Raw genomic sequence first — 12,460 nt, 5'->3', positions numbered from 1 at the left:
GTGCCCGAGTCCGGGCCGAGGGCCGCGAGCAGCACGTCGGCGGCTTCGGCGGGGAACGAGTGCAGCTCCGTGCTGCGCTCGACCCACGGGACGGGCACCGGCCGGTCCAGGTGGAGGTGTTCGGCTTCGCGGTACGGAGTTTCGTCGATCGTGTCGAGCACGGCCGGCGCCAGCGCGCAGCGGCGCGAGCGCGGCCTCCGCGTCGGCCGCGGAGCCGAGCGACGAGAACCGCACGTGGACCACGAAAGTGCCGCGCAGGAGCCCCGGCACGGAAGGCAGCGGCGGGCGCCGCAGGAACGCGATCGACGACGTCATGTCGACCGACAACGCGGTGACCCATTCGCGCCACGTGTGCAGCACCCTCGCCGCGTGGGTCCCAGCGAAGAAGAGGCCACCGCCGTAGAAGGTCTTCACGGGGAACAGCGAGAACTCCATCGAGGTGACCACGCCGAAGTTGCCTTTCCGAAGCCTCCGTGACTTCGCGCAGCGCGCCGTCGGCGGTGACGAGGCCGAAGGAGCGCACGTGGTCGGCCGCATAGCCGTACCGGCGGTCGAGGATCGGGGTCTGCCCGCCGCCCAGGTGGTAGCCGACGACGCCGACGGTCGCCGAGGCGCCACTGGCCCCCGCGAGGCCGAACCGGCCGGCCTCCTCGAGCACGCGATCCCACTGCGCCCCGCCCTCCACGCGGGCGACCTCGGCGCCTGGGTCGACCTTCACGCCGGCCATCCGGGACAGGTTCAGCAGCACCGCGCCGCGGGCCGCGTTCACGACCTGGTGTCCGGTGGCGAGCACGGCGATCGGCAGATCCCGTTCGGCTGCGAACCGCACGACCTCCTGCACGTCCGCGGCGCTCGTCGCGCCGACCGCGACAGCCGGGCGTACGTCGTCAGCAAGTTGAACGTCGCGCACTCGGCTTCGAATCCCGCGTCGCCGGGCAGCACCACCGGTCCGGCGATGGGCCGCACGAGCCCCGCCACCTCCGCCGGGCTCAGGGATTCCGACGCCGCCGTTTCGTATGGGCTCGTCCGTTGTGGGCCTTTCCCGCGTCACCGCTCTCGGCGCCCAGCCTCCCCGGCGCGGTCGGGTGGGCTCGGAGGTGCGACGCAGGTCACCGTCGCGAAGGGACGATGGGGCACGACGGCGGCAAGGACATCCGCACGGCGCAATGAATTCACCCGGTGAACCGCTTACGCGAAGATTTCTGCCGCGCTGGCCGAGCCGGCGGCTCACGGTCCACCGAGGACGGACGACCGGCGCGGCCGCGAAGGTGCCGCGCCGGTCGTGTCCGGCTCAGAAGACCGTAACCCCTTGGGTGGACGGCTGCAGCGTGCCGACCTTGACCGAGGTCACGTCGAACTCCGGGTAACCGACCTTCTGGCCGTCCGTGCCGATCACGTCGACCACAGTGGACCCGCTGCCGTGCGGCGGGACGAGCTTGAGCGTGGTCGCGACGAAGGTGCTCGGGTTGCCCTTGTCACCGGTTTCCCATTTCACGCCGGCGAAGGCGTTGGTGCCCGGGCGCAGCGTGATGGACGGGCCCGGCCCGGGGATTTCGACGTTCTGCGTGGGCACCTTGAGCTGCGAGTCGTCCGCCGCGAGGAACTGCAGCTGCGGCCAGCCCTCGATCGTCACGGCGCTCTTGCCGGTGTTCTCGAGCGCCAGCAGGCCCAGGCCCGGCTGCTGGATCGTCAGCTCCGCGTGGAACCCGGACGCGGCAACGGAAGCCGGTGCGGCTCCGGTGTGCGGCTGCTGCGTGCTCGGCTGCGCGTTCGGCACCGACGAGGTCGCGGTGGGCGCGGCCGAAGTCGAGCTGTTCGCCACCAGATCACTCGACGGTTGCTGCGCCCCCGTGGTGCCCCCGCCCGAGCACGCCGCCAGTGCGAACACCGCCGCGATGCCCGCCACACCTTGCCCGATCGTGCTACCCCGCATGAAAATCCACTCCCCGACTCATGGGCGACCTCTTCGCCGCCTCCTCACTACCCAAGACGACTCACCCTCGAAACGGGTTCGGGTGCGGACGGGCACTTCGGGTTCCCCTATCACTCCATAGAGGACAGGACTTGCGTGAGCAACGAGGTCAGGGTATCGGCGTCGAGGGCCGTCAGTGCCGGGAGCGCACCCGACGACCGGCCGATGAGGACACCGACGACCGCGGCGGTGAGCAGTTCGGCGCGGGCCTGCGGCCGGTCGACTGCGTCAGCCCTCAGGCGCCCGGCCAGCGGCGTGACGATGCGGCGGTGCAGTTCGGTGCGGGAGTACTCGTCGGCCTGCGGATCGTCGTGCGGGTGCAGAGCCGCGTGGTACAGCGGGCCGGGCCCCTGGCGGACGGCGCGTCCCACGAGCTCACGCAGCCGGTCGGTGTCGAGCAGGTCGGGTGGGTCCTCGGCACCCTGTTCCTCGTGCAGCACCGCGACGTACAGCTGCGCCTTGCCGCCGAAGTAGCGAGCGATCATCGCGGAGTCGACACCCGCGCGTTCGCCGATGTCGCGGATCGTGGCCTGGGCGAAGCCGCGTTCGGCGAACAGCTCGGCCGCGGCTTTGAGCAGAGCGGCCCGGGTGCGCCCGGCGTCGCGGCGGCGCGGTGTGTCCGTCATCCACGCGCTCCTTGGTCTTCGTCGTCGGGGAGCCCGCCCGCGACGCTTTCGTCAACGAGCACCTGCGCCGCCGCGCCGGTCGGCTCGGCCTGCTGCGGCGGCGTTGTCCGGCCGGGGAGCAGGATGCCGAAAACGGCGGTGAGAAGCCAGACCGCCACTCCGGCGAACGCCGCGATCGCGTACCCGGAGCTTTCGGGGTAGTGCTGCCCGGCGGGCGTGTGCGCGGCGAGGATCGCGGCGCTCAGCGCGCTGCCGGTGGCGTAGCCGACGTAGCGCAGGACCTGGTTGAAGCTCATCGCACTGCCGGTCTCGTGCGGTGGCGTCGCGCGGGTGATCAGGCCGGGCATCACGGCGAAGACCGTGCCGACGGCCAGGCCGGTCACCGTCATCACCACGGCCAGCACCGCGTAGTCGTGCCGCACGAACCCGAACCCGCCGACGCTCACCAGCGCGAGGACGGCCGCCCCGGGGATCAGGACACCCGTCCGGCCGCGCCGGATGAACAGTGGCGCGACGCGGCCGGCCAGCAGGCTGCCGATCGAGAACGGCAGCAGCACCAACCCCGCGACCACCACGGACCCGCCGAGCCCGCCCGCCGCCGGCGGCGTCTGCACGAACTGGACGATCAGCGAGACCAGCAGGTACATGCCCGTCCCCGACAGCAGCGCCGCGACGTCGGCCGCCAGCACGCCCGGAAACCGCAACAGCCGCAGGTCGACGAGCGGGTGGCTGCTGCGCAGCTCGTGCCACACCCAGGTCAGGAGCGCCGCGCCGGCGATCGCCGCCGTGGCGAATGCGGCGCCCGAAAGCCAGCCCCATTCCTCACCCTTGCTGATGACCAGCAGCAAGGCACCCAGTCCCAGGCCGAGGAGCACGGCGCCCGGCACGTCGAGCCGGGCGCGCTTGAGGTGCCGCGCGTGCGGCAGCACCCGCATCGCCGCGACGAGCGCGACAGCGGCCACGACCGCGCCGAACCAATACGCTGCCGCCAGACCACCGAACTCAGTCACCAGCCCCGTGACCGGGTAGCCCAGCCCCACTCCCGCCACGGTCGTGATCGAGAGCATCGCCATCGTCGGGCGCGCCTTCGCAGGTTCCAGTGCGTCGCGCGCCGTCGCGATCGTCAGCGGCGTCAGCCCCAAGCCGGCCCCTTGCAACGCGCGCCCGGCGAGCAGCGCCGCGAACCCGAGCGGCAGTGCCGCCAGCACACACCCGACGACGACCAGCGCCAGCCCGGCCAGGATCACGCCGCGCCGCGCCGGCCCGTCACCCAGCCGCCCCATCACCGGCGTGACCATGGCCCCAGCCACGAGGGTGACGGTCAACGACCACTGCGCGTCCACCAGCGCCACGTGGTGCACCTCGGCCACCGCCGGGATCAGCGGCGCCCCGAGACTGCTGACCACCGCGACGACCAGGCCCAGGAACACGAGCGTGGGGACGAACCCGCGAACCCGGCTCAGTCTGGTTCGGGTTCCGGACAGCACGGACATCACGCACACCTCGGTCATCGGTCGATGTCATCGTCTGATGACTTATGTTACGCATGAGCGTGGCGTGTGGGGTGTGAGGTGAATCAGGGTGGGCTCGCCGTCAGCCGGTTCCGGTGGCAGGGATCGGGCAGTACGGCGAACCCGCTACCCCGCCGCCCGCCCGGCCGCCGCCGAGCTCGATCACCGGGTTTCCGTCACGCGAAGCTCACCACCTCGCTCGACACCAGGCTCGCGCCCGCTTCGGCGAGCTCCGCCGAAACCCGCGCCGATCCCTCGGCGGCCGGGACCTCGCCGTCGTAGGTGGCGTGGGCGTCGCTCACGACCGTGACCGGGTGCCCGCGCTTCAGTGCGGCCAGCGTCGTCTCACGGACACAGAAGTCGCTCTGCAGGCCCGCTACGACGAGAGGTGCTCCGGCGGGCAGGACGGTCGCCAGCGGCGTGCCGGCGAAGGAGTCCGGCGTGGTCTTGTCCACCACGTGCTCACCCGGCCGCACCTCGTGGATCAAGGCCCAGCCTGGGGAACCCGGGGCATCCGGGTCGTCGGCTGAACCGTTGTTGCGGATGTGCACGACCTGGGCGCCGGCGTCGCGGGCACGGGCCAGGACGGCGGCGATCGCGGCCGACACCGGTTCGGCCGCGGGCACGGGTTCGGGCGGGCGGAGCATGTTGTGCTGGACGTCGATCAGCAGCAGTACCGGAGACATGCCGGGAGCATCGCAACCACCACCGACAAAAACGCACGGCCGAAGACGCACCGGCACAACCGGCACCGACGGAAACGGCCCCGACGCAGCCGCGCCGGGAGGACTCAGTCCGCGGGCAGCTCGTCGTACCCGAGTTCGGCGAGCAGAGCCGGGTTGTGCTCGCCCACGTCGGGGATCGGGTCGAACCGCGGCGTCCGGCCGGCGACCGTGACGGGCGGGACCAGCGCCCGCAACGGGCCCGCCGGCGAGCCGACCTCGCCCCACCGCCCGCGTTCGGCCAGCTGCGGGTGTTCGGCCAGCTGGGCGATGCCGCGCAGCCGGGCATTGGCGATCGAGGCGGCGTCCAGCCGCGCCAGCACCGTCGCGGAGTCCAGCGGGGCGAAGGCTTCCTCGAGCACCACGCGCAGCTCGTCCCGGTTGGCCGAACGCGCATCGTTGGTGGCGAACGACTCGTGCGTCGCGACCGACGGACGGCCGAGGACGTCCGCGCACAGCCGTTGCCATTCGCGGTCGTTCTGCACGGCGAGGAAGATCGTCTCGCCGTCGCCGCACGCGTACGGCCCGTAGGGCGCGATGGCGGCGTGCGAAAGTCCCGTTCGCGCGGGTTGCGTGCCGCCGTAGACGGTGTAGTACAGCGGAAAACCCACCCACTCGGTGAGCGCGTCGAACAGCGACACCTCGAACGCCTGGCCCCTTCCCGTGCGTTCGCGTTCGAACAGGGCCGAGAGCACCCCGCTGTAGGCGTACATCCCGCCGGCGAGGTCGGCGACGGGGATGCCCGTCTTCGCCGGCTCGTCAGGCGTCCCGGTGAGCACGGGCACGCCGGTTTCGCACTGCACCAACAGGTCGTAGGCCTTCTTGTCGCGGTACGGCCCGTCGGTGCCGTAACCGGAGATCCCGCACACGATCAGCCGCGGGTGCTGCGCGAGCAGCTCGTCCGGCCCGAGCCCGAGCCGCTCCGCGGCGCCCGGTGCGAGGTTCTGCACGAACACGTCCGCGCGGGCCAGCAGCTCCCCCAACACCCGCCGCTGCCCCGGCTGCTTGAGGTCGAGCGCGAACGACTCCTTGTTGCGGTTGAGCCACACGAAGTGGCTCGACAACCCGCGCACGGTGGTGTCGTAGGACCGCGCGAAGTCCCCGGAACCCGGCCGTTCGACCTTGATCACCCGCGCGCCGAGGTCGGCGAGCTGACGCGTCGCGAACGGCGCCGCCACGGCCTGCTCGAGGGACACCACGGTGATTCCGGACAGCGGCAGCATCGATTCCCTTTCGCCGGCAACGTTCCCGCTCGGTTCCGCGAAAACCGGAGCCCAGGCTACCCCGGCCTCCGGCCCGCCCCCGGCGCGAAGATCAGCCGATCGGCCGAGCCGGCCACCCGATCGTCCGAGGCGAACGGGCGCGGCAGCCGGAACCATGAGCGCCATGAAGAAGCTCGTCCCTCTGCTCGCGGTCGCCGTCGCCCTGCCCGCGCTCGTCGCGGCCACACCCGCGCCCGCCGCGCTCTCCTGGTTTCCCTGTCGCACGCTTTCCCAGGAGTGGGACCAGCGCGACACACGCAGCGAATGCACCCGGGTGTCCGTCCCCGTCGACTACGCCAACCCCGAGGGCCGGCGCCTCGACCTCATGGTCAGCCGGATCAAGGCGACGTCACCCGCGAAGCGCCAGGGTGTGCTCGTGGTGAACCCCGGCGGCCCGGGCAACTCCGGGCTCTCCCTGCCCCTGACGCTGAGCCGGACCACCGTGGCGGGGATGAACACCGACCACGACGTCGTGGGCTTCGACCCGCGCGGCGTCGGTTTCAGCGGTGGCGTGGAGTGCGATCGCGCGCCCGAGGACGGGCCGGATCCGGACCCGAACGCGTCGCCCGCGGAGAAGTACCGGCAAAGCTACGAGCAGACGGCTAAGCAGAACGCCCGCTGCACCTCCTACGACCCCGAATTCATCGCGAACCTCTCCACCGACGTCGTCGCGCGTGACCTCGACCGGATCCGCATCGCGCTGGGCGAGCCGAAGATCAGCTACTACGGCGTTTCGTGGGGCACCGCGCTCGGCGCCGTCTACCGCAGCCGGTACGACGCGCACGTCGACCGGATGCTGCTCGACTCCGTGATGCCGCCGGACTTCAGCGTCCGCACCATGAACGACGGCCCGATCCGCGCCGCGGAAGCGAACTTCGACCGGTTCGCGGGCTGGCTGGCCGCCCGCGACAGCCAGTACCACCTCGGTACCACCGCCGCGCAGGTCCGCGCGTCGGCCACCGCGCTGGCCGCCCGCCTGGACGCGCACCCGTTGCGGACCACGACGCCCGACGGCAAGCCGGCGACCTTCGCGGGCGCCAACCTGCGCACGGTGCTGAGCTACCAGCAGGCGCACTGGCCGGCGATGGCCGAGACGCTCACGGCGGCACGTGACGGCAACCCGCCGCCGCTGCTCGGCAACGAGCCGGAGTACAGCTCCTTCGGCCTGCGCGGCACCCCGTACGGCGGCCTGCTGATGCAAGTTTCCGTGCTGTGCAACGACCAGGGCGCCGACCCGAGTGAGCCGCGGATGTGGCGCGAGGAGCAGGAACGCCAGGCGGCGTCACCCCTGTTCAACGGCCAGGCCGGCTACGCCCACTGGTGCGCGGGCTGGCCGCTGCCGAAGCAGCCGTGGCACCTCACGCGCGGCACCAGCGCGTTGCAACTGGTGGGCCACCGCACCGAACTGACCACACCGCTCTTCTGGGCCCAGGAGATGCGCCGGCGCATCGGCGGGGACCTCCTGACCGTCGACAACGGCGCGCACGGCTCGCTCGACCTCGTGGCCTGCGGAGCGAAGGCCGTCGAGTTCTTCAGCACCGGACGGACCGCAACGGGCAGCTGCCCGGGCGAACCGGCCGTCTCGTCCACAACGGACTGAACCGGGTGTCACCGGGCAAAAGCGGGGCCGGACCGCGCGGTCAACCGCGAGGCCCGGCCCGTGCCCGCCGCCGCAGAGGTGGGGGGAGGGGACCACAACGGCGGGCTCGCCCGGTTACTTACCCGCGCACGGCCGTCGTCAATCGTCGAAGTGTTCTTCGTTACCGGAGTCTTGTCTCCGGCGCTTCCGGCCCCGTCCGGACGGATCGGGAACCGCCGGACGGGAGCGGGAAGCCGGAAGGCCCGGCCAGACCGGGTCGGTGATGATCTTGCCGATGCGCTTGCGCCCCCGGCCCGCCGGGGTCGGCCGTGGTGGCGCGCCGGCGGGCCACGCCTGCCGCAGCGCCTCCCGTGGGCGGGGCTGGGGCAGCGCAAACGGCTGCGTGGGGCTCTCCCTGCGGGTGGAGGTGATCAGCGCGTGGGGCACCGGCCGCTGCCGCGCGACCGGGTAGCGTGCGAGCGGATCGGCTTCGTCGGCGCGATGGCGCGCCCGCCGCTTCGCCGGTGAGACGGTGCCTGGCTCCTCGCGCTCCGCGGCCGCTTGGGAAAGCGCCGAGCGGCGCAGGTGCAGCAGAGCGAGCACCGCGAACACCGCGGCGCCCGTCGCGAGGGGCCACCAGGCGTGCATGCGTGCTCCCGTCGTGGAGGGTCGCAGGCAAGAGTGCCCGGTTCGCCCGGCCCCCACCGGATCACCACACTCGCGGGTGTCACCCGGATCGGGCGGGCTCACTCATACACGACATACGCGGGCTTCGGCGTCAGCGCCATCACCTCGTCCGGGGTCATCAGCGCACCACCGTGGCGGGTGTCTTCGTCGAAGAACAGCTTGAAGCCGGCCAGCACGTGGGCGGGCTTACCGGCCATGAGCGTGCGCCAGGTCGCCTTCTTCGCACCCGCGCCGCCGATGCCGTCGACGACCTTCACCACCGACACGCCCGGGTGCGCGCGCAGGTCGGCCTCGTCGCGGACGATCGACGCCGCGACCTGGTGGTACGCCATGATCTTGTCCGGCAGGCGCTGCTCGTTCGCCAGCCCGGCGAGGTATGCGGCGACGCCGTCGAGCTCAGCGCCGGTCGTGCGGCCGAACTTCTCGCCCGGCACCGCGCCGGGTTCGACAGCCCACTCCGGGTCGAGCGCGACACCGACGTCGGGCTCCCCCAGCCACCGTTCGTACGCCTGGACCTCGGGCAGGAAGTCGGCCCGGCCCGGCTGGATGTCGAGCAGCAGCACGCCCTTCAGCACCCGAGCCTCGGCGAGGTACTGCTCGATCGTCGCGTCGGTAGCGCGTGTCCGGTACAGCCCGTCGGCGCCGGGTGTGCGGTGGCCGCGATCAGCTCGACGACGGGTGTCACCGGCCGGTCCTTCGGGAAGGTCGCGGCCCGCGCCACGAGTTTGCGACCCGCCGCCGCGAGATCCCCGGTCATCTCGCCGAGCGCTTTCGCGTGCGGCGCCCCGCAGAAGCCGACGAGCAGGCTCGTGGTCAGCGGGTTCGGCGGCGGAGGCGGTGGAGATGTCGGCGTCGGGGTGGCCGGGGGCGGTGGTGGCGGTGGCGCGGCCACGGGCACGCGCCGCGGCTGGGCTCCGCACGCGGTGGCGACCAGTCCCGCGAACGCCGCCGTGAACACCGCCCGACGGGTGAATCTGAGCTCGTGGGGCATGCAGCCTCCTCGACCGTCGGCGACGAGAAATCGTTACCAGCGCGGGGAAAGTACCCGCATGATCGAAATACGAACCCAGTTCACGATCATCCCGTTGTCCCGCAACGATTTCGCTGCGGCGCGAGCGCGATTCCCGTTCAGCGGAACACCAATACGCGCACAGCTAATCTTGACAGTACTTATGTAAGCACTGTTACACTTCGGCTCGTGCCTGAGTTCACCGACCCGACCGAGCAGAGCCTGTGGCGGCCGCTGCGCCTGCTGCTGAACGCGATGGACGACGACATCGGCCGCCTCTACACCGAACGCGGCATCGAGGGGCTCAAGCCGACCTTCGTCATGGAGCTCCTTCGCCTGCACGCGCGCGGGCCGATGACGATCACCGAACTGGCCGAATCGGTCGAGCGCACGCACTCGGCGCTGAGCCAGAAGGTGGCCGCCATGCGGAAGGCCGGGCTGGTCACGACCACCACCGGCGACGACGCGCGCAGCAAGAAAGTCGTGCTCACACCGAAGGCCGAGGAGATCGTCGAGCGGCTCGCGGCCGAGTGGCGCGCGACCGAGACCGCGCTGGCGGACCTCGAAGCAGAGCTCCCGTACGCGCTGAGCCGGGCGGTCGCCGACATCGAAGAAGCCTTGGCGCGCAAGAGCTTCCACGACCGGATCGCGGAGAAGCTCGCGGACGATCCCTCGTGGCGATGAGGGCGCACCTGCTCGACGTCACCCCGTTGCGCCAGTCGCCGCAGTTCCGGCGGTTCTGGATCGGGCGCAGCTTTTCGGGCCTCGGTGCCCAGCTGACGCTCGTGGCAGTGCTCTACCAGGTCTGGGAACGCACGAGCAGCACGGTCTGGACTGGCGCCGTCGGGCTGGCGCAAGCGCTGCCGATCGTGGTGTTCGGCCTGTTCGCCGGCTCGTTCGTGGACCGGACGGACCGGCGGCGGTTCTACCTCATCACGGTCATCGGGCAGGCCGCGTGCTCGGCGCTGCTGGTGGTGCAGAGCGCTGTGGCGGGGTTCCCCGTGGGCGCGGTGCCGGCGATCCTGGCCGTGCAGTCGTGTTTCGTCGCGGGCAGCGCGCCGGCGTCGCGCACGTTCATCCCGCGGCTACTGCCGCGCGAGCAACTCGCGGCCGGGCTCGCGCTGAACCGGATCTCGTTCCAGGCCTGCATGCTGGCCGGCCCCGCGCTCGGCGGGCTCGTGATCGGCTGGCTCGGCGTCACCGGCTGTTACGCGCTCGACGCGGTGACGTTCGCCTGCGCGTTCTACGGCGCCTTCGGCCTGCCGCCGATGCTGCCCGACGGCGAACCCGCACGCCCGGGCCTGCGCGGAGTCGGCGACGGGCTCGGGTTCCTCGTCCGCAACCCCGCGGTGCGCGGCGCGCTGCTCACCGATCTCGCTTCGATGGTCCTGTCCATGCCCATCAGCCTCTTCCCGCTCGTCAACGCCGAACGCTTCGGCGGCAGCCCGCGCACGCTCGGGTTGTTCCTCACCGCGATCGCCGTGGGTGGCGTCGTCGCGTCCGTGTTCTCCGGCGCGTTCACGCGCCTGCCGCGGCCCGGGGTGGTGATGCTGGTGGGCTCGGCCACGTGGGGCGTGGCGCTGACGCTGTTCGGGCTGACGCCGAACCCCTGGCTGGGCTTGGGGTTTCTGGCGGTGGCAGGTGCGGCCGACACCCTGTCGGTGGTCTCGCGCAGCACGGTGATCCAGCTGCACACACCGAACGCGATGCTCGGGCGGGTGTCCGCGGCGGAGCAGATCGTGGGTCAGGCGGGGCCCGACCTCGGCAACCTGCGCGCGGGCCTGGTGGCGGCGCCGACGTCCGCGCTGGTGTCGCTGGTCAGCGGCGGCCTGCTGTGCGTGGCCGCGGTGGCCGCCGTCGCGGTGACGACGCCGAGCCTGCGCCGGTTCAGCTCAGTCCCTTCCGCAGAGCCGAAATCCGCTGGACCGACGCCGTGAAGTCCGGCAGCTGCCCGGTGCCGAGCGCGGCAGTGAGGGCGTCGGCGGCCGCGTCGCCCTGGCTGACATCCCGGCCCGACGCGAGGATCAGGTCGACACCCGCTTTCGCCGCGAGCACCGCGCGGTGGCCGGTGTCGCCGAACTCCTGCAGGGCGCCGGCCTCGAGCGCGTCGGTGATCGTGACGCCGCAGTAGCCGTCGCGCCCGCGCAGCTCCTGCTGCACGATCGTCGGCGAGAGGCCGGCCGGGTTCTTCGGATCGAGCGCCGGGTACGTGGCCCAGGAGAGCATCGCGAGCTTGGCGGCCGTCTTCGCATACGGCGCTTCGTCCGTGGCGCGGAGTTCGTCGCGGGAGAGGTTCAGCGTGACGGGCGCGACGTCCGTGTTGCTCCCCGCCGGCGCCGCCCCGAGGCCGGGAAAGTGCTTCGCCGTCGCCGTGACGCCCGTGGCCTGTTGCGCGGCGATGGCGTCGCGGCCCAGCGTCGCCGCTTTCGCGGGGTCATTGGAGTACGAGCGGCCGTACTCGTCGATGAAATTGCCGGCCTGGCGGTAGACGTCCAGCACCGGCGCGAGGTTGACGTTCATGCCGACGCCCGCGAGGTTGTTCCCGGCGCCCGTGCCGGCCGCCTTCGCCGCGGCCTCCGGGTCCGCCGCCTGCCCGACCTGCTTTTCCGACAGCGCGGGCTCACCCGGCAGCCGCCGGACCTTGCCGCCTTCCTGGTCGGTCATCAGCAGGAGGGGCTCGCGCACGGGACTCTGCTTCGCCGCGGCTCGCAGCTGTTTCACGACGCCCGCGATCTGACTGCTCGACGAGATGTTCTCCCCGAAGAAGATCACACCTCCGGCCTCGCCCGCGCGGATGCGCTGCAGCAACGCGTCCGGTGGCGTCAGCCCGGGGTACGAGTAGATCACCCGCTGACCCGCCAGCTGCCTGGGCGTGAGCTGCTTCGCGCCGGCCGTGCCGGGCACCGCCGCGGTGGCGGTGGCAGTGGCTGTGGCGATCGCGCCCAGCACCAGGACGGTCCGACTCACACGGTTCATCGGGGCTCCCTCCAGTGGGTCTCCACGGTAACGCCTTGCCGCGCGGCCGAAACTTCCCGACCGACGTGAGGGTGGTTGTCCGGAATCCGCCAGTGGTGGCGCGGGTTCTGGGATTG

12 protein-coding genes and 1 pseudogene are annotated in these 12,460 nt (G+C 72.0%); 3 read left to right on the top strand and 10 right to left on the bottom strand.

From position 1 onward, the window contains the following. Window positions 1-535 precede the first annotated feature (535 nt). The 6 genes and pseudogenes from I6J71_RS50330 to I6J71_RS05320 all read right to left on the bottom strand — a co-directional run. Window positions 536-829 (bottom strand): annotated as a pseudogene (locus tag I6J71_RS50330) (FAD-binding protein); the annotation flags it as partial. 462 nt (window positions 830-1,291) lie between these two features. Further along, complete coding sequence (locus I6J71_RS05340) at window positions 1,292-1,933, bottom strand: DUF4232 domain-containing protein (RefSeq protein ID WP_204093695.1); 642 nt, start codon at window positions 1,931-1,933, stop codon at window positions 1,292-1,294. A gap of 110 nt (window positions 1,934-2,043) precedes the next feature. Further along, window positions 2,044-2,598, bottom strand: a complete 555-nt coding sequence (locus I6J71_RS05335; RefSeq protein ID WP_204093694.1) for a TetR/AcrR family transcriptional regulator — start codon at window positions 2,596-2,598, stop codon at window positions 2,044-2,046. Next, the gene (locus I6J71_RS05330; protein ID WP_204093693.1) at window positions 2,595-4,109 is read right to left on the bottom strand and encodes an MFS transporter; all 1,515 of its coding nucleotides are present in this window, start codon (window positions 4,107-4,109) and stop codon (window positions 2,595-2,597) included. The genes I6J71_RS05335 and I6J71_RS05330 overlap by 4 nt, the downstream gene beginning before the upstream one ends. 176 nt (window positions 4,110-4,285) lie before the next feature. Beyond that, complete coding sequence (locus I6J71_RS05325) at window positions 4,286-4,795, bottom strand: isochorismatase family protein (protein WP_204093692.1); 510 nt, start codon at window positions 4,793-4,795, stop codon at window positions 4,286-4,288. A 104-nt stretch (window positions 4,796-4,899) separates the two neighbouring features. After that, complete coding sequence (locus I6J71_RS05320) at window positions 4,900-6,054, bottom strand: CaiB/BaiF CoA-transferase family protein (RefSeq protein WP_204093691.1); 1,155 nt, start codon at window positions 6,052-6,054, stop codon at window positions 4,900-4,902. Window positions 6,055-6,217: 163 nt separating this feature from the next. Between I6J71_RS05320 and I6J71_RS05315 the strand changes: the two genes are divergently transcribed. Continuing rightward, the gene (locus tag I6J71_RS05315; RefSeq protein WP_204093690.1) at window positions 6,218-7,693 is read left to right on the top strand and encodes an alpha/beta fold hydrolase; all 1,476 of its coding nucleotides are present in this window, start codon (window positions 6,218-6,220) and stop codon (window positions 7,691-7,693) included. 138 nt (window positions 7,694-7,831) lie between these two features. On the opposite strand, the gene I6J71_RS05310 is transcribed toward I6J71_RS05315, so the two are convergent. The 3 genes from I6J71_RS05310 to I6J71_RS47645 all read right to left on the bottom strand — a co-directional run bounded on the left by I6J71_RS05310 (window position 7,832) and on the right by I6J71_RS47645 (window position 9,350). Continuing rightward, window positions 7,832-8,320 (bottom strand): hypothetical protein, encoded by a 489-nt coding sequence (locus tag I6J71_RS05310; protein WP_204093689.1) that lies wholly within the window; start codon window positions 8,318-8,320, stop codon window positions 7,832-7,834. Between the two features lie 98 nt (window positions 8,321-8,418). Continuing rightward, window positions 8,419-8,934 (bottom strand): hypothetical protein, encoded by a 516-nt coding sequence (locus I6J71_RS47650; RefSeq protein WP_239154449.1) that lies wholly within the window; start codon window positions 8,932-8,934, stop codon window positions 8,419-8,421. Continuing rightward, window positions 8,928-9,350, bottom strand: coding sequence for a hypothetical protein (locus I6J71_RS47645; protein ID WP_239154448.1), 423 nt, complete (start codon window positions 9,348-9,350; stop codon window positions 8,928-8,930). The genes I6J71_RS47650 and I6J71_RS47645 overlap by 7 nt, the downstream gene beginning before the upstream one ends. A gap of 207 nt (window positions 9,351-9,557) precedes the next feature. Here I6J71_RS47645 and I6J71_RS05300 point away from each other — a divergent pair, with 207 nt between their 5' ends. Continuing rightward, a complete protein-coding gene (locus I6J71_RS05300; protein ID WP_239154447.1) occupies window positions 9,558-10,052 on the top strand; it encodes a MarR family winged helix-turn-helix transcriptional regulator in 495 nt (164 codons plus the stop codon). Continuing rightward, on the top strand, window positions 10,049-11,305 hold the full coding sequence (locus I6J71_RS05295; RefSeq protein ID WP_204093688.1) for an MFS transporter: 1,257 nt from the start codon (window positions 10,049-10,051) through the stop codon (window positions 11,303-11,305). The genes I6J71_RS05300 and I6J71_RS05295 overlap by 4 nt, the downstream gene beginning before the upstream one ends. Here the strand turns inward: I6J71_RS05295 and I6J71_RS05290 are convergent. Further along, entirely contained in the window at window positions 11,256-12,344 is a 1,089-nt protein-coding gene (locus tag I6J71_RS05290; RefSeq protein ID WP_204093687.1) for a glycoside hydrolase family 3 protein, read from the bottom strand. The two genes, I6J71_RS05295 and I6J71_RS05290, sit on opposite strands and share 50 nt — an antisense overlap. Window positions 12,345-12,460: the final 116 nt, after the last annotated feature.

Origin of the sequence: Amycolatopsis sp. FDAARGOS 1241 (genome assembly GCF_016889705.1) — a bacterium.
Classification (GTDB): domain Bacteria; phylum Actinomycetota; class Actinomycetes; order Mycobacteriales; family Pseudonocardiaceae; genus Amycolatopsis.
The sequence above is the reverse complement of the archived record's forward strand: the minus strand, read 5'-3'. Positions and strand labels throughout refer to the sequence as shown.